14 protein-coding genes are annotated in these 18,489 nt (G+C 65.5%); 7 read left to right on the top strand and 7 right to left on the bottom strand.

Translation table 11 applies throughout. From position 1 onward, the window contains the following. Window positions 1-18 precede the first annotated feature (18 nt). A complete protein-coding gene (locus MKW15_RS00630) occupies window positions 19-1,320 on the top strand; it encodes an aspartate aminotransferase family protein (protein ID WP_240855109.1) in 1,302 nt (433 codons plus the stop codon). Window positions 1,321-1,333: 13 nt separating this feature from the next. Here MKW15_RS00630 and MKW15_RS00635 read toward each other — a convergent pair whose 3' ends face one another. Together MKW15_RS00635 and MKW15_RS00640 are read right to left on the bottom strand one after the other, a co-directional pair. Beyond that, on the bottom strand, window positions 1,334-3,334 hold the full coding sequence (locus MKW15_RS00635; protein ID WP_240855110.1) for an OPT family oligopeptide transporter: 2,001 nt from the start codon (window positions 3,332-3,334) through the stop codon (window positions 1,334-1,336). Window positions 3,335-3,514: 180 nt separating this feature from the next. Further along, window positions 3,515-4,642 carry a TDT family transporter gene (locus MKW15_RS00640; protein WP_240855111.1) on the bottom strand — a complete coding sequence of 376 codons (1,128 nt, stop codon included), beginning with the start codon at window positions 4,640-4,642 and terminating at the stop codon, window positions 3,515-3,517. A gap of 326 nt (window positions 4,643-4,968) precedes the next feature. Here MKW15_RS00640 and MKW15_RS00645 point away from each other — a divergent pair, with 326 nt between their 5' ends. Both MKW15_RS00645 and MKW15_RS00650 read left to right on the top strand, forming a co-directional pair. Continuing rightward, window positions 4,969-6,195 (top strand): NAD(P)/FAD-dependent oxidoreductase, encoded by a 1,227-nt coding sequence (locus MKW15_RS00645; RefSeq protein ID WP_240855114.1) that lies wholly within the window; start codon window positions 4,969-4,971, stop codon window positions 6,193-6,195. A 73-nt stretch (window positions 6,196-6,268) separates the two neighbouring features. Next, a complete protein-coding gene (locus MKW15_RS00650) occupies window positions 6,269-7,105 on the top strand; it encodes an SDR family oxidoreductase (protein ID WP_240855116.1) in 837 nt (278 codons plus the stop codon). Between the two features lie 37 nt (window positions 7,106-7,142). On the opposite strand, the gene MKW15_RS00655 is transcribed toward MKW15_RS00650, so the two are convergent. From MKW15_RS00655 to MKW15_RS00675, 5 genes are all read right to left on the bottom strand, one after another. After that, on the bottom strand, window positions 7,143-7,532 hold the full coding sequence (locus MKW15_RS00655) for a DUF5313 domain-containing protein (protein ID WP_240855118.1): 390 nt from the start codon (window positions 7,530-7,532) through the stop codon (window positions 7,143-7,145). A gap of 142 nt (window positions 7,533-7,674) precedes the next feature. Continuing rightward, entirely contained in the window at window positions 7,675-8,556 is an 882-nt protein-coding gene (locus tag MKW15_RS00660; RefSeq protein ID WP_240855119.1) for a sugar phosphate isomerase/epimerase family protein, read from the bottom strand. Then, entirely contained in the window at window positions 8,556-9,563 is a 1,008-nt protein-coding gene (locus MKW15_RS00665; RefSeq protein WP_449754780.1) for a sugar ABC transporter substrate-binding protein, read from the bottom strand. The genes MKW15_RS00660 and MKW15_RS00665 overlap by 1 nt, the downstream gene beginning before the upstream one ends. A 34-nt stretch (window positions 9,564-9,597) precedes the next feature. Then, window positions 9,598-10,596: a sugar phosphate isomerase/epimerase family protein gene (locus MKW15_RS00670; RefSeq protein WP_240855121.1), complete on the bottom strand. Its 999-nt coding sequence runs from the start codon at window positions 10,594-10,596 to the stop codon at window positions 9,598-9,600. 47 nt (window positions 10,597-10,643) lie between these two features. Further along, window positions 10,644-11,825: a Gfo/Idh/MocA family protein gene (locus MKW15_RS00675; RefSeq protein ID WP_240855122.1), complete on the bottom strand. Its 1,182-nt coding sequence runs from the start codon at window positions 11,823-11,825 to the stop codon at window positions 10,644-10,646. A gap of 128 nt (window positions 11,826-11,953) precedes the next feature. Here MKW15_RS00675 and MKW15_RS00680 point away from each other — a divergent pair, with 128 nt between their 5' ends. The 4 genes from MKW15_RS00680 (at window position 11,954) to MKW15_RS00695 (ending at window position 18,488) form a co-directional block, all read left to right on the top strand. After that, window positions 11,954-12,973 (top strand): LacI family DNA-binding transcriptional regulator, encoded by a 1,020-nt coding sequence (locus MKW15_RS00680; RefSeq protein ID WP_240855124.1) that lies wholly within the window; start codon window positions 11,954-11,956, stop codon window positions 12,971-12,973. Between the two features lie 26 nt (window positions 12,974-12,999). Next, entirely contained in the window at window positions 13,000-13,479 is a 480-nt protein-coding gene (locus MKW15_RS00685) for a MarR family winged helix-turn-helix transcriptional regulator (RefSeq protein ID WP_240855126.1), read from the top strand. 220 nt (window positions 13,480-13,699) lie between these two features. Then, window positions 13,700-15,334, top strand: coding sequence for an MDR family MFS transporter (locus MKW15_RS00690; protein WP_240855555.1), 1,635 nt, complete (start codon window positions 13,700-13,702; stop codon window positions 15,332-15,334). A gap of 163 nt (window positions 15,335-15,497) precedes the next feature. Next, the gene (locus MKW15_RS00695; protein ID WP_240855128.1) at window positions 15,498-18,488 is read left to right on the top strand and encodes an Ig-like domain-containing protein; all 2,991 of its coding nucleotides are present in this window, start codon (window positions 15,498-15,500) and stop codon (window positions 18,486-18,488) included. The last annotated feature ends 1 nt before the right edge of the window (window position 18,489 follow it).

Below are 18,489 nucleotides of genomic sequence, written 5' to 3' on the forward strand. Positions count from 1 at the left end.
GTGACGTACCGTGAAGCGATGCCACACTCGCAGGTCACGCCCTCTGCCGTCGACACCCGCCACCTGGTTCGCTACGGAGGTCAGTTCAGTCCCGAACTGATCGCGCGGGCGGCCGGCAGCTGGGTCTACACCGCAGACGACCGGCCCGTCCTGGATTTCACGTCGGGCCAGATGTCGGCGATCCTCGGCCACTCCCACCCCGACATCGTGTCGACGGTGTCGCGTCAGATCGCCGAACTCGACCACCTCTTCAGCGGCATGCTCTCCGAACCGGTGCTCACACTTGCCGAACGCCTCAGCGCCACCCTGCCGGAACCCTTGAGCAAGGTGCTGCTGCTGAGCACCGGCGCCGAATCCAACGAGGCGGCGATCCGGATGGCCAAGCTGGTCACCGGCAAGCACGAGATAGTGTCGTTCGCGCGTTCCTGGCACGGAATGACCCACGCCGCAGCGGCTTCCACCTACAGTGCCGGACGACGCGGCTACGGCCCGGTGGCGCCGGGCAACTTCGCGCTACCCACCCCCAACCCCTATCGCCCCGATTTCGTCGACGCCGACGGCGCGCTGGAATGGCAACGACAACTCGACTTCGGATTCGACCTGATCGACGCACAGTCGGTCGGCTCACTCGCGGCGTGCATCGTCGAGCCCATCCTTTCGTCCGGTGGCGTGATCGAGCCTCCGCCAGGCTATTTCGCGGAGCTGAAACGTCGGTGTGAAGAGCGAGGAATGTTGCTCATCGTCGACGAGGCGCAGACCGGACTGTGCCGCACCGGCTCCTGGTATGCCTTCGAGCGCGACGGTATCGTGCCCGACATCCTCACTCTGTCCAAGACTCTCGGTGCCGGACTGCCGCTGGCCGCGATGATCACCTCACCCGAGATCGAGGCCGCCGCACACGACGCAGGGTTCCTGTTCTTCACCACCCACGTCTCCGACCCGCTGGTCGCCGCGGTCGGCAACACCGTGCTCGACGTGCTGGAGCGCGATCATCTCGATGATCGAGCCGCACAAGCGGGTTCGCTGCTGCGCGACGGGCTGCTCGAGCTGCAGGACCGCCACCCCAGCATCGGTGATGTGCGTGGCCGTGGGCTCATGCAGGGCGTCGAGCTCGTGGAGGATCGTGTCACCAAGCGTGGCGCCGACCGTCTCGGCGTCGAAGTGACCCGACGCTGTTTCGACCTCGGGCTGCACATGAACGTCGTCCAACTCCCCGGCATGGGCGGCATATTCCGCATCGCACCGCCACTCACCGCGACCGACGACGAACTGCGGCAAGGACTCGCCATCCTCGATCAGGCACTCACCGAATCCACCTGAACAGCAGTCGGATTCACTCCTTGACCGGGTCCGAGCTACTCTCCGCGGCAGTCTTCGACGTCCACTTGTACAGCCAGGCGACCGACGCGGCGAAGACAATGACGCCCAGCGCCTCGGCCCACTTCTCGAAGCCGTCGCCCACGACCGCGAGCACCGCGTCGTCACCGGTGGCGGCCACGATCCCGGCGAACACCACACCGAAAAGTGCCTCACCGACGATGAGGCCGGTGGCCAACAACGTTCCCATGCGCTTCTTGTGGTCGACTGCGCCACCGCTGCGTTCGGCCCACTGGTTGTAGTAGTGGCCGATGAACGCACCGATCGGGATGACCAGGGTCACCGACATGGGCAGATACATGCCCATCCCGACCGCTAGCGGCGGCAATCGGAATCGTGTCGCCCGGCCCAACGCCTCGTCGATGCCGATGATGATCGCGCCAAGCAGCGCTCCAAGTCCGATCAGCCACCAGTTCAGGTCGCCGCCGAGTACGCCGGTGGTCAAGCTCGACAGCAGACTCGCCTGCGGCGCGGCCAATGAGTCCGCGGTCTCGCCCGGCGCGCCCACAAACCCGAACGACGTGTACATGAGTTGCAGGATCGGGGGGATCACCGCGGCTCCGAAGGCGACGCCGATGATCAGGGCCACCTGCTGCTTCCACGGTGTTGCTCCGACGAGTTGGCCCGTCTTGAGGTCCTGCAAGTTGTCGTTGGAGATGGTCGCCACGCCGAACACGATCGCGGCGGTGAACAGCGTGTAGGCCACCAGCGCGGCGGTGTGCGCGGCATCGGTGGAGCCGTAGACGATCTTGATCAGAATCGCCGCGATCAGCACCACCAGGATGCCGACACCGGAGATCGGACTGTTGGACGATCCGATGAGACCGGCCATGTACCCACACACCGATGCGACCGCCAAACCGATCACGAAGATGAAGACGATACTGAGGGTGATGATCCCGGCCGCGCTGCCCTCGAGGACCGTGTCGTGCACGAAGTCCCACAACATGAAGCCGATCGGAATGAGGAGCACCAGGATGGTGGAACCGACGATGGTCATCGGCAGGTCACGCTCGGTGAGGTCGACGCTCACACCCTTCTGGCGCGACCTCGTCGACGCGAGCGCCGACTGGATACCACGGATGATCGGCATCATGATCTTGGCGAGCGTCCACAAGGCGGCGATCGCAATGGCACCGGCGCCTACGAGTCGGACGTCGCTGCCGAAGAAGGTGTTCACCTGGTCATACAGGCCGTCACCGTCGGGGAGGTTGCCCTGGCTCATCACTGGCAGCAACACACCGAAGGAGATGATGAGCCCGACGAGCATCGCGACACCTACCGACACGCCCACCAGATGCCCGATACCGATGAGCGACATCAGCAGCCCGGCGTTGAAAAGCGTGCCGCCGGTGCCGATCTTGATCGCTCCATAGACCGAGTCGCTCACCACCTTGAGCTTGGTGAGCAGCGAGAAGGCCGCCGACGCAACCGAGCCGACGACGATGATCCGCAGGCCGGCCTTGTTCTCCCGGGCCCCGCCCGACGAGTCGCCGACCTTCAGAACCTCCGCTGCCGCAACACCTTCCGGATAGGGCAGATCGGATCCGGTGACCAGGGCCCGACGCAACGGGATCGAATACATGACGCCGAGCACGCCGCCGATCGCACACACCGACACCGTCACCCAGTACGGGAAGCCGGTCCACCAGCCCACCATCACCAGGCCGGGCAGGATGAACACGATGGCCGAAAGCGTGCCCGCGGCCGACGCGATGGTCTGCACGATGTTGTTCTCGACCACCGAGTGATCGGCGAAGTAGCGCAGGATCGCCATCGAGATGACCGCGGCCGGGATGGCGGTGGCAAACGTGAGACCGACGCGCAGGCCCAGGTAGACGTTCGCTGCGGTGAAGACCAGCGTGATGATCCCGCCGAGGATCACACCGCGCATGGTGAGTTCGCGAAGGTTCGCCTGTCCGCGGGACTCGATCGGGGTCATGCCTGATGTGGTCATTCCTCGGCCCCTCACTGCGCACCGCAGAACGGAACGCGATCAGCCCGACCGCCCCCTCGACCGTGGCATGTATGGGTTGTCGACCAACTGTAAAGCCGAGATCGACCCCGCGTGCGACGTTGCGAACGTCCACCCGGAATCTGCCCTTTTTGCCCGAATCGGGGTCCCTCCCGAGATTGATCAAGGCGCCAGCACTGCGCGGCGGTGGACCACCGTCATCGACGCGACGAGCGTCCACGCGCCCACGAGGGCAACGAACAGCACCACCGACAGTGCCTCGATCGGGGCGGCGTGCAGGACCTTGCCGAGAGCGGCCAGGCCGGTGACGCACGTGCCGACCGGGAAGGTGAAACTCCACCACGTGATCGCGAAGGGCATCCGCCGGCGAACGGCGCGCACGGTGACCGCCACCGCCAATGCGAACATGGCAACTCCGAAACCTGCCATCGCCATTCCATACCCGATGCCGAAAACTCGCAGTCCCTGGGAGATGTACGCCTGCTCGTCGGTGAAGACACCCTGTGAAGCGTTGCCCAGCAGGTTCGCGGCGGTGACCGACTGCCCGATGAGACCGAGAGTGATCCAGAACGTCGGTGCGGCTGCGCCTGCCGGCGGACCGTCCTGGATGGCACGGGAGTAGATGAGGGTCATCGTGATCATGCCGAGGAACAGACTCAGACCGAACAGTCCGTAGCACCCGCAGAGCATCGTCAGCCGAGCCTGTCCCGCCGGGATGTGCCCGACGAGCAGCGCTCCAGTGGTGGCCGACACCATCGGCGGGACCACCGACATCAGCCAGCACGGCATCGCCACCCGTGGTTCGTCGGAACGGCGGGTCATCATCGAATAGGGCAGACACACGCTGGTCGCGACCCCCAGTAGGGTGCCGACCGTCCACAACACTGCGTCGATCCACACCGCCGGATGGTCGCCGACGACGTCCCGTCCGACCAACAGGGTGGCGGCGCCAACAGTCAGCAACGCCATCGCCGGGGCGCCGTAGAAGTGGCCCATCATGGGGTGACGTGCGTAGCCGCGGGCATTCTCGGGGTGATGCATCCAGTGCCCGACGAAGGCCGACGCGACCACGACCAGGAGCCCGGCGGCGACCAGCCACATCGCGACGGCGAAGGGTTCGAGCGCGGCCGTCCCGACCGGCAGGCCCGCCGCGGCGGTGGCGACGATCCCGGTTCCCATGACCGCGCCAAACCAGTTCGGCGTCACATGAGCCAACAGCGTTGCGCCGCTGCGGATCTGCGAGTTCGCCTCGGAGCGGGCCGTGTTGCGGGTGTCGGTGAGAGTTGCCATGCATCGAGCTTCCGCTCTCGGCGCCATCGGCGGAAGCGGGCTTCGATTTGTGAGGTCACAACTCTTGGTTGTGGGTTGGACAACGCTCGCCGCCTGTACGAAAGCTGTACCTCCCCGCCCCGCCACGTCTTCGGATCAGCTGCCGACCCGCAGGGGGATCCGATACCAGCGACATTCATCGGCATGGCCTGCGAACTCGCAATGCCGCGGGCGCGCAACGGCGCACGATTCGCATGCTCGCACCGCATCGAGCCAATGTTGCGCGCTGCGGGCGTACAGTAGGTCCTACGCAGGACGAAGGACATACGCGACTGCAGGGAGGCATCATGCCAACCATCGTCATCGTCGGTGGCGGACTCGCCGGCGCCAAGGCCGCAGAGGCCTTGCGGGAAAAGGATTTTGACGGCGATATCGTCCTCTTCGGCTCCGAAGAGCATCTTCCCTACGAGCGCCCACCATTGTCGAAGGAATTTCTTGCGGGCTCGCAGAAGCTCGACGATTTCACAGTGCACGACGGAAACTGGTATCGGGACAATCGAATTGATGTCCACCCCGGAACCATGATCGAGGAGATCGACGCCGCAGCGCACACCGTGACACTGCCGGATGGAAGCACCCTTGCATACGAGAAATTGCTTCTGGCAACGGGTTCACGGTCCCGGCATCTCGACCTCCCCGGCGCGGACGCTGATGGTGTCCACTACCTGCGCAGCTACGACGACGCGGTGGCGCTGAGCGAGGCGATCGACGAGAACATGCGCGTGGCGATCGTCGGCGGCGGCTGGATCGGGCTCGAGGTGGCGGCGAGCGCGCGCAACCGCGGCGCGCAGGTTGCCGTCGCCGAGACGGCGCCGCAACCGCTGATCGGCGCCCTGGGCGCAGAGGTGGGCGCGATCTTCGCCGACCTGCACCGCAAGCATGGGGTGGATCTGCGCACCGACGTGGCCGTGGCCGAGATCCTGGTCGAGGACGGGCGCGCGGTTGGCATCGGGCTCAAGGGCGGCGACACCATCGACGCGGATGCGGTGCTGGTGGCCGCGGGAGCGGTCCCGAACATCGAACTCGCCGAGAGCGCCGGACTCGACATCGGCGACGGCGGTGTCCTGGTGAGCGCCGGACTGCGCAGCAGTGATCCGGACATCTTCGCGGTCGGTGACATCGCCAACGCCGAGCACCCCGTTCTCGGGCGTCGGGTGCGCACGGAACACTGGGCCAACGCACTCAATCAACCCGCCGTCGCGGTTGCCAACATGCTTGGTGGCAGCGCCGAATACACCAATCTTCCCTACTTTTTCACCGACCAGTACAACCTCGGCATGGAGTATTCCGGTCTCGCGTCTGGTGAGCACCGCGTCGTACTTCGCGGCAGCCCCGACAGCCTGGAGTTCCTCGCATTCTGGCTCGACGACGAAGATCACCTCCGAGCCGGCATGCAGGTCAACATCTGGGATCAACTCGACGGCATCAAGGAGTTGATCTCCGCCGGAGCCGCGCTGGATCCGGCAAAGCTGGCCGATGCCGACGTCGCCCTGTCGGACGTGACCGCCGACTGACGCGGGACTACCGAACGATCGCTCGGGCACCACTGCTACGATCCTCTCGATCGCACGGCCGGTTAGGGGAGTCATGTCGCAGTATCTGCAGGGCAAAGTCATCATCGTCACCGGAGCCGGCGGCGGCTTCGGCAAGCTCATCGCCGAGAAGTGCGCAGCTGGCGGCGCACACGTGGTGGGCGTCGACATCAACGCCGACGGCCTCGCGCAGACCACGGAAGCAATTGTCGCCCAGGGCGGTTCGGCGGTTCACCAGGTGGCCGACGTCACCGACATGGAACAGATGCGCGCCGCGGCCACGCTTGCCGTCGAGACGTACGGCGCGATAGACGTCATGGTCAACAACGCGGGCGTCATGCCGCTGGCCTACTTCGCCGACCACGAGCGGGCATGGCAGAAGTGGCACAAGGCAATCGACATCAACATCAAGGGCGTCGTCAACGGCATCTCCGCCGTCTACGACCAGATGATCGAGCAGGGCCGCGGACAGGTCGTCAACATCTCGTCGATCTACGGCAACGGTGGATTCGAGGGTTCCGGTGTCTACTCGGCAACCAAGGCCGCCGTCACGACGCTGTCGGACTCCCTACGCATCGAGGCCAAGGGCAAGATCAAGGTGACGACCGTCAAACCGACGGGCGTCGCGGGCACCAACCTCGCGAGTTGGATCGTCAACGATCGCGCCATCATGGGCATCGTCGGCCAGCGTGCGCTCTCCTACAAGGAACACGTGACCAGCCTCGTCAAGGGCGAGATGCCCGCCGAACTCGTCGACGTCGACTCGGTGAAGTACTGGCTGATCACTCCCGACGACCTCGCCAACGCCGTCGTACACGTCATCGATCAGCCGTGGGGAATCAGCTTGTCGGATGTGACGGTGCGCGCCAGCGGCGAGGACTACCTGTACTGAGGACTACCTGTACTAGGGGCCTCAGCCCTTATCACCGCTAACTGCGGCCGCCGCGGTACTTGCGGTTGTACTCCTCATACATATCGGCGTTCTTCTCGCGTTCGAGCTTGTTGACCAGATCCGGGTCGAGCCCGTGTTGGGTGAGCCGATAACGCCGATACACCTTGTTCAGAGCGATCGAGAAGAAGATGTACGGGATGAGGATCGGGATCGTCATGTTCAGCCGAATGATCCACTCCGTCGGCACGAACAACATGGGAACCAGCAGCAGGATGCAGGGCACCGACCAGCGCGCCACCATCCGGAACGCCGCTCCGGGGCCGGCGAGATCGTTGGCCACCCACTCACGCATCGATTCGGGCAGTCGGGCGCCATAGGCGTACTTGAAGTACTGCCATGCGCCCGGGCGTGAGCGGTCAGCGGACATCGCAGTCTCATTCCCCGTCTGGTCGATCGAGTTGCTTGTATCCGCCATCGTAGTGACCTGCACCGTTCTCACCTCATGCTGCTCGCTGCCTCCTCAATTAGTAGCACACGATTGAATTGGACAGTAGTGACCTTGGTCCCTCTCAACGAGCGGTGGAGTACTTGTCGATATACGCCTGCATCGTCGACAGCTGATACCGCGACACCTCCACCGCGTTCTCGTCCTCGGCGAACACCGATGACACCATCACCGTGTCGTCGCGGTCGTAGAAGCCAAGTCTGCCGAGGCCGCCGAAGAACTCGTCCCAGTCGACGTCGCCGTCGCCGATCTTGAGGTGCTGATGCACGCGGACCGGGTTGCCGGGCGGGTTGGTGATGTACCGAAGTCCGTGCGAGCGTCGGTGATCCATCGAATCGGCGACATGCACCAGCCGCAGCCGATCACCGGCGGCGGCCATGATCTCAGCCATGTTCCCACCCATGTGGAAGGTGTGGCACGCGACGTACACCATGCCGATGTTGGGTGAGTTGACACCACGGATGATGCGTACGGCTTCCAGCCCGTCCTCGACGAAATCGTCTGGGTGCGGGTCGATTCGGACGTCGATACCCTCTCGTTCGATGATCGGCAGCAACTCCTCCATCGACCGGAAGAAGGCACGTTCGGACTCTTCGGCACGCTCCGGACGCCCCGAGAACTCGGTATTGATCACGTTGACACCGAGGTCGACGGTGATCTCGATGACCCGCTTCCAGTTCCGGACGGCCGCCTCACGCGCATCCTCGTCGGGTGCCGACCAGCGCAGCACCGGCAGCACAGACGCGACCTGCACACCCGCGTCGTCGCATGCCTTGCGAAAGCTGCGCACCAGATCATCGTCGGCGCGTGGATGATTGAAGAACGGGATGAAGTCTCGGTGCGGGGTCAGTTGCAGATATTCGTAGCCGAGTTCGGCCACCAGCCTTGGGAACTCGAGCAGGTCGTGATCGTGATGGAAGGGCGTCGGATCGAGTGCGATCTTCATCAGCGTGTTCCGTTCCGCGCGTATTCGGCGATGGCGTCGATGTTGGTCTGGTCGATGAAGGCCGGCCCGGTCAGCGTCGGTTGACCGCCGCCGATCACGTTGCGGTTGTTGAGATACAGCCACAGTTGATCCACTGCCAGGTAGCCCTGCAGGAAGGGCTGCTGATCGACTGCCCACTGCACCTGACCGGACTTGATGGCGTCGACGAGGGCGGCGTTGGTGTCGAAGGTGGCGATCTTGGTCTCGCTACCGGCGGCATCCTTGGACTTGACCGCGGCCAATGCGATGGGAGCACCCAACGTGATGACGTGATCGATGCCGGGATCCTGCTGCAGCTTGGCCGCGATGGTGGCCTGGACGCTCGGCATGTCGGTCCCGTTCACGTTGAGATTCTCCACGCCGTTACCGCCCATACCGGACTTGACTCCGGCACAACGTGATTCGAGTGCGACGTTGCCCTGGTCCTGGATGACGCACAGCACCTTCGACGCCCCATCCTGCTTCAGCCGACGACCGGCCGCTTCACCCGAGATCTGTTCGTCCTGACCGAAATACGACAGCACACCCAGCGAACTCCACGCATCGATGCCCGCATTGAACGCGACGACGGGGATGCCGGCTTCGACGGCACGCCGCACCGCAGGCGCCATGGCCTCCGGCTTGGCCAGTGTCACCGCGATGGCGTCGACCTTGCTGTCGACCGCATTCTGCAGCAGATTCGACTGGTCGGGACCCTGAAGTTCGGACGAGTACCTCAGCTCGAGGTTGTCTTTGGCTGCAGCCGTCTCGGCGCCCTTGCGGATGAGATCCCAGAAGGTGTCACCGGGCGGGCCGTGCGTCACCATCGCAACGGTGAATCGGGGTGTGTTGGCCTGACCGGCAGCCATGCCGCCGTCGTCGTCGCGGGGCTTGCCGCCGGTGCTCGAGCATGCGGCCGCCACCGCGATCGTGGCGACACATGCGGCCGCCGCGAGTAGCCGGCGACGCCGGGAATGGTTGGTGCTCACCGTCAATCGCTTCTCTCTGGGTTCCGAGTGGGTATCAGCGGGCCGCGACCGAGTTGGCGGCCTTGAGGGTTTCCGCGGCGATCTGCAGGCCCTCGATCTGCCCGAGTTCGACGTCCTCGTGCTCGATGTTGACCGCCATGTCCGGGTCGACCTTCTCCAGCGCCTGGAGGAACCGCGTCCAGAAGTCCACGTCGTGACCACGGCCGACGGCGACGAAATCCCAGGCCGAGTCCTCGGGCCACTTGTTCACGACGTGCCGTCCGCCGAGTCCGGTGGGGTTGTCCGACAGCGGGATACGTGTGAATCGTTCGTCGAGGACGCCGTAGATCTTGCAGTTCTCGTTGATCCGGGTGTCCTTGGCAGCTGCATGGAACACGAGCGGTCCGAGCCATTCGATGGCCGCGACCGGATCGATGCCCTGCCAGAACAGGTGCGACGGATCCATCTCCGCGCCGACGTTCGTGGCGCCGGTCTTCTCGACGAGACGTCGCATGGTGGGCGGGTTGAAGACGAGGTTCTGCGGGTGCATCTCGATCGCCACCTTGACGCCGTTCTCGCCTGCGAGGGCGTCGATCTCACGCCAGAACGGGACCGCCACCTCGTCCCACTGGTAGTCGAGCGAGTCCAGATAACCCGAGTCCCAGGTGTTCACGTGCCACGCCGGCCACTGACCGCCCGGATGCGCATGCGGCAGACCCGACATCGTCACCACCCGGTCAACTCCGAGCAGGCCGGCGACGCGAATGGCGTTGCGCAGGTCGTCGGCGTCCTCGGGCCCTACCTCGGGGTCGGGATGCAGCGGGTTTCCGTTGCAGTTGAGGCCGGCGATCTCCACACCGGTGCCGTCGAAGGTGGCGAGGTACTCACTCGAACTGACCTCGCCCGACAGCAGTTCACGCACCGGGAGATGCGGGGTGGGCAAGAAGCCGCCGGCATTGATCTCGGCACCGGTCAGGCCGAGGGAGCCGATCACCTCCAGGGCGTCTCGCAGGGAGCGGTCGTGCAGGATCGCGGTGTAGACACCGAGTTTCATGGGAATTGTCCTTACTTGCAGAGTGATTGGGAATCGTGAGTGATTTGTCAGCCGACTTTGACGGTCGCGCCGCCGCCGGCCGCGGACTCGGCGATGGCGGCTACGACGCGCATGCTGTGCAGGCCGGTGTCGAAGCCGGGCAGCGGACCGAGCACGTCGATGCCGGCGATCTGGTCGAGGAACGCGCGCGCCTGGTAGGTGAACAGTTCGGCCTTGCCATGTCCGACGCCACCCGCGTCCATGGGCAGTCCGCCGCGGATGTAGGGGTGGTCGGGTCCGATGGTGATGCGCCGCGGACCGTTCAGGTCGGCACGCACATCGTCTGCGGCGAGGTGGAATTCGGCGATGCGGGCGAGTTCCCAGGAAGCCGATCCGGCAGTTCCGAAGAGCTCGAAACCGAGTCCGTCCGGAAGGCTGTGTGCAACGCGGGAAGCCGAGAAGGTGGCGGCGGCCCCACCGGCGAATGTCGCGGTGAAGGTGGCGATGTCCTCGTTCTCCACCGGCGCCTTCTCGCTGCTGACCGCGCCCTTGGTGTGGCCGTAGGTGGTACCGAGGGGAATCGGCCGCTCGGTGATCACCGTGTGGAACCGCGCACCCGAGATCTCCGCGATGGGTCCACAGACGAACTCGGCCAGATCGATGAGGTGACTGCCGACGTCGGCGAGCGCTCCGGTGCCGGGCCCGCCCTGGTAGCGCCACGTGATCGGCGACGTGGGGTCGAGGGCGTAGTCGCACCAGTAATGGCCGTTGAAGTGGACGAGGTCCCCGACTGTCCCGGCCGCCAACTCGCGACGGATCTGCTCCACAGCAGGCGCCCGACGGTAGGTGTAGCCGACCGCAGCAACCCGGTCCCGGGTGCTGTCGGCGGCGGCGAGCATGGCTTCGGCGTCGGCGAGCGAACCGGCCAGCGGCTTCTCGCACAGCACATGCTTGCCGGCGGCGAGCAATCCCTCGACCATCTCGCGATGCAGGTGGTTGGCCACCACGACGCTGACCGCGTCGATGTCGTCGGCCTCGGCGATCGCACGCCAGTCGTATTCGGCGCGATCGTACCCGTACCGCTTGGCGTTGTCGTCGGCCACGGCCGGATTCGCGTCGGCGATGGCGACCAGCCGGACATCCGGCCGGTCGAGGCCGAACAGCGTGCCGGCGTTGCGATACCCGGCAGCATGCGCTCGCCCGGCCATACCGCCACCGATAACGGCGACACCGATCGATTCGTTGGTCACTGTGAACTCCCGTTTCCTGTTTCACTAGCCCGGTCTACTAAACCGGTCTAGTTGTGTACGATGTTGACGACTATGAGCCACACCACAGGGAGCTGTCAACCCCTGATTCATCAACGAGGAGGTTGCGAATGACCGAGACGTCGGCAGCCGGGCGCCGTCCGACCATGCAGGATGTCGCCGACCGCGTCGGTGTTTCCAAGGCGACGGTGTCGTTGGTGTTCCGTCAGGCACCCGGCGTCGGCGAGCAGACGCGACGCGACGTCGAACAGGCCGCCGAAGAGCTCGGCTACCGCAGAAACCGGACGGCTGCGCTGATGACCGCACGACGCTCGCACCTCATCGGCGTGGTGGCCCAGATCCGCAACAGCTTTCACGCCGAGATCGCCGAATATCTCGTGTCCGCAGCCGATCTCGCGGGATACGAGATCGTTCTCGGTGCGGTGACCCCCAGCCACGACGAGTCCCGCGTGGTCGAGACACTTCTCGACTTCCGCTGCGAGGGAATGCTTCTCGTCGGGCCCGAGCTGGACACCCGGGCCATCTCCGCATTGGGCGATCGGGTTCCGACGGTGGTGATCGGTCGACGCACCTCGTCGCCGACCGTCGACGTGATCCGCACCAACGATGCCAAGGGCATCTCGCTCGTCGTCGACCATCTCGTCGAGCTCGGACACCGCGAGATCATCCACGTCGCGGGCGGACCCGGAACCATCGCCGCCGATCGTCGCAGCGGGTTCCTGCGCGCGCTACGACGCCACGGCCTGGCCGCCGACGCCGCAGTCGTCGAGGGCGGGGCCTTCACCGAAGACGCCGGAATCCGCGCGGCCCAGCAGATCCTGTCGCGCACACTGCCGACCGCCGTCGTCTGCGCCAACGACCGTCTCGCCGTCGGCCTCCTCGACACCCTTCGTCGCGCAGGTGTCGACGTGCCAGGCGAGGTGTCGATCACCGGCTACGACGACAGCACGCTCGCCCGCCTTGCCAACATCGACCTCACCACCGTGAGCCAGCAGCCACAAGCACAGGCGCAGGCCGCCATCGCCGACGTCGTCAGCAGGCTCGACGCCGGCCGCACCGACCGGGCGGCGTCGGCTCTCACACCCGAACTGGTGATCCGCAGCACCACCGCGCGGGTCGCCTCCTCCTGACCCGACGCGCGATTACCCTGCACAGGGTGGGTAGCGATCCGATCACCGACCTCGAGTCCGAACTCGCCGACTTCTGGCGACGCGGTCGGGCTCGAACGCGCAATCGTGCTCGTGCGATCGACCCGCGTCTCGACCCGTCCTGCTACCCGCTCCTGACCATCCTCTACCGCCACGAATCCCTGCGGATCACACAGCTCGTGGCGATGCTCGACCTCGACAAGTCGACCGTCACCCGCCAGATCGATTCCGTGGAGCGGCTGGGATTGGCCCGCCGGACGCCCGACCCCGACGACGCACGCGCTCGAGTGGTCGCCCTGACCGGCGCCGGCCGGGAACGGGTCGATGCCGTGGTGGCGTCGGCCGTCGCGGACTGGCGCGCCCGCCTGAATCGATGGGACGCCGCCGACATCCGTACCCTCACCGAGCTGCTTCGGCGCCTCGCCGACGTGTCCGGCGACGGCGACGGTGACGCGAAACACCCCGACCCGGAGCATTCCGCGGAATAGGCAAAGATAGTTGCGGGTTGCAACCATAGTTGGTTATAGTTGCGGCTATCAACTAATTCGGTGCGTGCTCACCCCCACGCGCCACCGATCCGACGACCGCCCGCGCTGGCGGGTCGCCCCCCTTTCCGACTCCGCGCACAGCGGCGTCCTGCCACCTGAACCCGGAGGTCTCACCTTGACCACGACAACCACGCGAGCCGAACAGGCCTCGGGTGCGCCGATGACCCATCGGCAACGCATCGAGGCACTGATCGGCCTGCTCATGGGCATGTTCGTCGCATTTCTCTCGTCGACGATCGTGTCCAACGCGCTCCCGACCATCATCACCGACCTGCACGGCACCCAGGATCAGTACACCTGGGTGGTCACCGCGACCCTCCTGGCGTCGACGGCGACGACCCCCATCTGGGGCAAACTCTCCGATCTGATCAGCAAGAAGCTCCTCGTGCAGCTGTCGCTGATGCTGTTCACCCTCGGCTCGATACTCGCCGGCCTGTCCCAGTCGGTGGGCATGCTCATCGGCTTCCGCGTCATCCAGGGTCTGGGCCTGGGCGGACTGCAGGCACTCGTCGTCATCGTGATCGCGTCGATGTTCAGCCCGCGTGAGCGTGGCCGCTACCAGGGTCCGATCGCGGCCGTGATGTCGGTGGCCACGGTGGCCGGCCCGCTCATCGGCGGCGTCATCGTCGACACCAGCTGGCTGGGCTGGCGATGGACTTTCTACGTGTGCGTTCCGCTTGCGGTCATCGCACTGCTGGTCATCCAGCGCACCCTGAACCTGCCGGTCGTCCGCAAGGCCGGCGTGCACATCGACTACCTCGGTGCCGTGCTCATCGCTGCCGGTGTCAGCACTCTGCTCATCTGGGTCACCCTGGCGGGCAAGAGCTTCGACTGGTCGTCGGGGATGTCGATCGGCCTGGTCGCACTGGGCGTGGTGTTGCTCATCGCGGCACTGATCACCGAGTCGCGCGTCGCCGACCCGATCATTCCGCTGCGCCTGTTCCGCGATCGGACCACCGCGCTGGCCACCCTCGCGAGCGTCGCAGTCGGTGTCGCCCTGTTCGGCGGTGCCGTGTTCCTCGGCCAGTACTTCCAGATCGCACGTGGCTACTCACCGACGGCGGCCGGTCTGCTCACGCTGCCGATGATCATCGGTTCGATGGTGTCGGCCACCGTGTCGGGCCAACTCATCACCCGGTACGGCCGATGGAAGGGCTTCCTGGTGGCCGGCGCCGCAGCGATGACCGCGGGCTTCGGGCTCCTGTCGACGATCGACGCGCACACCAACATGGTGTTGCTGGGCGGATACCTCTTCATCCTGGGGCTCGGCATGGGTATGACGATGCAGAACCTGGTCCTCGCCGTGCAGAACAACGTCACCCCGGACAACCTCGGTGCCGCCACCTCGACAGTCACGTTCTTCCGTTCCCTCGGTGGCGCGGCGGGCGTGTCCGTGCTGGGTGCCGTTCTCTCCAACCACGTGACCGACCTGATCGCGTCGGGCCTACGCGCCGTCGGCATCAACCCCGCGCAAACCGGTGGGTCCGATGCGGGATTGTCGAACCTCAACGAGTTGCCGAGTCCGATCGCCGACATCGTCCGCGGCGCATACGGCGACGGCACGGCCCGGATCTTCCTGGTCGCCGGCGTGATGGCCGCGCTCAGCCTGGTCGCCATCCTGTTCATCAAGGAAGTCGCGCTCAAGACGAGCTCGTCGCTCGAGGAGAGTGCGCAACTGGCAGCGTCCGCACCCGAGCTGCTCGACACCGAGTTGATGGACACCGCAAAGGTGGACGCCGAGTTCGACGGCATCATCGAAAGCGAAAAGGAGTTCTCCGGCAAGCATTCTCGATGATGTAGCGCGAGCAAAGTTCATGGTTAGCGTCGCTAACCGTGGCCCCAAACTGGGACTTACCTCACCGCGTCGACATTCGTAACGTTGCGGGTGAGGCGAGAAGGAGAGCCTGGACCGGACGAATCCGGCTGCGGCCCTTCTCATTCCCAGGAGGACCGCAGCGATGCACCACCGCACCACCACCCATCGCATCAAAGCCCTCGCAGCGGCCACCGGCGCCGGAGCCGCACTCTGGCTCGGCGGCAGCCCCGTCGTCGCCTTCGCCGAACCCTCCGACGGATCGTCCAACAGCTCCAACTCCACCTCGGACGACACCTCCGACGACTCGTCCTCGGAATCGGAGTCCGATCACTCGCGAGATGATTCCAGTTCATCGAACTCGACGAACAACGATTCGGACCCGGCAGCCGCCGCAGGACAGAACTCCGACAACGAGACCACCGACGGCGATGCGGCCGACAACACCGACAACGACGCCGATTCGACCACCACGCCCGACGACACCGACCAGACCGACGACAACGCCGACACCCCGCCCGCGGTGGTGACCGCCACATCCGACAGCGCCACGGCCACACCCGAACCCACCCCCACGATCGCAAACAACGCGCCGACCGCCGCCACCGAGACCACCCCCACCCCCGACCGCCACGAACCAGCCACCACCACTACACCCGACACCACCCAGGTGGCCGAACACCCCGACACACAACGACATTCACCCGCAGCACCGACAACTGTCACCGAGACCCCCGCACTCCTGCAGACCACCACACCACCCGCCACCCCCGAAGGCGGCACGGTCACCGGCAACGGCCCCGCACCGGCCACCACCACCGACAACGGCGCCCCCGTCGAGAACACCCCCACCCGCATCGTGGCCGGCATCCTCACCCTGTTCGGCTACAACCCCCACCAATCCAGCCCGAATCCCACCCCCGCACAACCCGCCCTGATATTCGTGTGGGCCGCATGGCAACAACTCAACCGCCGCTACCTCAACAGCGCACCCAACCTCGCCCCCACCGGCCAAACCGTCGACACCACAACCGGAACCGTCACCGGCACCCTCGGCGCCACCGACCCCGACCGCGACACCCTCACCTACACCCTGATCGACGCACCCGACCACGGCACCGTCACCATCAACCCCGACGGCACCTACACCTACACCCCCGACCCCACCTACGCCCACGCCCTCGCCGCCGACCCCACCCTGCCGGCCACCGACACCTTCACCATCACCGCCACCGACGGTCAACGCCACACCTACAGCGTCACACCAGCATCCGGAACAACAGCAACCATCACCGTGCCGGTCACCGCCCAGAATCAGGGGCCGTCGCTGGCGGTGCTCAGCGGCGGAACCTACCCAGACAACACCAGCGTCTACATCCTGGCCCGCACCGACGGCGACGGCGATGACCTCGTGATCACCCACACCACGCCCGCACACGGCACGATCGATATCAACGATCACGGGGACGGGACCGTCGCGATCATTTACGTACCCGATGCCGACTACGCCCACCAACTCGCCGCCGACGGCATCCCGCTCGGCAGCGACACCTTCACCGTCACCGCAGACGACGGTCACGGCGGCACGAGCACAGTCACGCTGAGCCCGCTGATCGCACCCGTCAACAGCGCCCCGGTACTCACGCTCACGGACGCCCAGAACGCGTACAACAGCGTTTCCTACACCTTCACCCGCACCGACGGCGACGGCGATGACCTCACCACCACTGCCTCATCCCAACGCGGGGTCGCCACCGTCATCAACAACACCGACGGTTCCATCACCGTGTACTACGGCGCCGATCCTGACTACGTCCACGCACTCGCGGGCGATCCCAGCCTCCCGGCCACAGACACGATCACCGTCACCACCACCGACGGCCACGGCGGCACGACCACCCACGCGATCCCCGTCACGCTCTATCCCTTCAACAACGCACCCACGGCCGGCTACACCGTGCTGTCGTCCCAAAACAGCACGCGCACGACCACCACCGTCGGCGCCATCGGCACCGTTGGCGGCAGAATCCATTACGAGTGGCTCAATGGCAGCGCGGTAAGCCCGGACGGGCGGTACGTGTATATGCCCAGCCAGGAGTACCAGACGGGGCACCTGGTCATCCTCGACACCACGAACGGCAGCATCACGAAGGTCACGGTGGGACAGAACCCGCAAGCGGTTGCGCTGAGTCCCGACGGCACGACGGCATACGTCGCGAACTTTTGGGGCAACAGCGTGTCCGTCGTCGACACCGCCTCCGGCACGGTCACCCACACCATCCCGGTCCAGAAACCCACTACGGTCGCGGTGAGTTCCGACGGACGATGGATCTACGTCGGCAGCGACGCCGCCGGCCCGTCGGTGGCGGTGATCGACGCGGAGACCCTCGCCGTCTCCACCGTCCCGAACGTGAGCGGTGACGCCGCCTACATTGTCAGGCCGAGCCCCGACGGTACCGCGATCTACGCCGCCCACTCGGGCACGGTGGCGCGCATAGACATCGAGACCGGTGAAACCACTCCGTCAGCCTTGTCCTCCGTCGGCATCACCGACATCGTGATATCGCCCGACGGTGACACGCTCTATGTCACCGGCGGGACGAGCAACTCCGTATATGTCTTGGACTCGGCGACGATGGCGGTTACCAAGGTGATCCCGCTCGGACGCCAGACAACGGCTGCGGCGATAACTCCTGATGGCAAATCGCTCTATGTCGCCACCGTCAACGGGCAGGGCAACAAGAGTGTTGCGGTCATCGATACAGTCAGCGGCGAGAGCGTCAGTACCCTCGCGGTGACCAGCTCTGGCTACCTACCCAACGATCTGGTCGTGTCGCCGGACGGGAAGACCCTCTACGTCACAGACGCTTTCACCACCGACCTGCAGGCCTTTACCACGCCGGTGAGATCGGGGGTCGTGACCGGGTCGGACGCCGACGAAGACGCCCTCATCTACGCGGTGACCACCGCACCCTCGCACGGCACAGTCGTCATCGACGAGACGACCGGGGCGTGGACCTACACGGGCAATCAACCGGGGGTCAACTGGTCGGACACGTTTGTCGTCACCGTGAGCGACGGGCATGGCGGATCGACCCCAGTGGCGGTCACGGTGAACTCCACCACTGGCGTCTGAC

Source organism: Gordonia gummivorans, assembly GCF_022513585.1.
Classification (GTDB): domain Bacteria; phylum Actinomycetota; class Actinomycetes; order Mycobacteriales; family Mycobacteriaceae; genus Gordonia.

Coding starts and splice junctions, on each gene's coding strand:
- MKW15_RS00640 (WP_240855111.1), bottom strand. CDS start 4,642: ATGGCAACTCTCACCGACACCCGCAACACGGCCCGCTCCGAGGCGAAC.
- MKW15_RS00670 (WP_240855121.1), bottom strand. CDS start 10,596: ATGAAACTCGGTGTCTACACCGCGATCCTGCACGACCGCTCCCTGCGA.
- MKW15_RS00650 (WP_240855116.1), top strand. CDS start 6,269: ATGTCGCAGTATCTGCAGGGCAAAGTCATCATCGTCACCGGAGCCGGC.
- MKW15_RS00655 (WP_240855118.1), bottom strand. CDS start 7,532: ATGTCCGCTGACCGCTCACGCCCGGGCGCATGGCAGTACTTCAAGTAC.
- MKW15_RS00695 (WP_240855128.1), top strand. CDS start 15,498: ATGCACCACCGCACCACCACCCATCGCATCAAAGCCCTCGCAGCGGCC.
- MKW15_RS00645 (WP_240855114.1), top strand. CDS start 4,969: ATGCCAACCATCGTCATCGTCGGTGGCGGACTCGCCGGCGCCAAGGCC.
- MKW15_RS00690 (WP_240855555.1), top strand. CDS start 13,700: ATGACCCATCGGCAACGCATCGAGGCACTGATCGGCCTGCTCATGGGC.
- MKW15_RS00630 (WP_240855109.1), top strand. CDS start 19: ATGCCACACTCGCAGGTCACGCCCTCTGCCGTCGACACCCGCCACCTG.
- MKW15_RS00680 (WP_240855124.1), top strand. CDS start 11,954: ATGACCGAGACGTCGGCAGCCGGGCGCCGTCCGACCATGCAGGATGTC.
- MKW15_RS00635 (WP_240855110.1), bottom strand. CDS start 3,334: ATGACCACATCAGGCATGACCCCGATCGAGTCCCGCGGACAGGCGAAC.
- MKW15_RS00660 (WP_240855119.1), bottom strand. CDS start 8,556: ATGAAGATCGCACTCGATCCGACGCCCTTCCATCACGATCACGACCTG.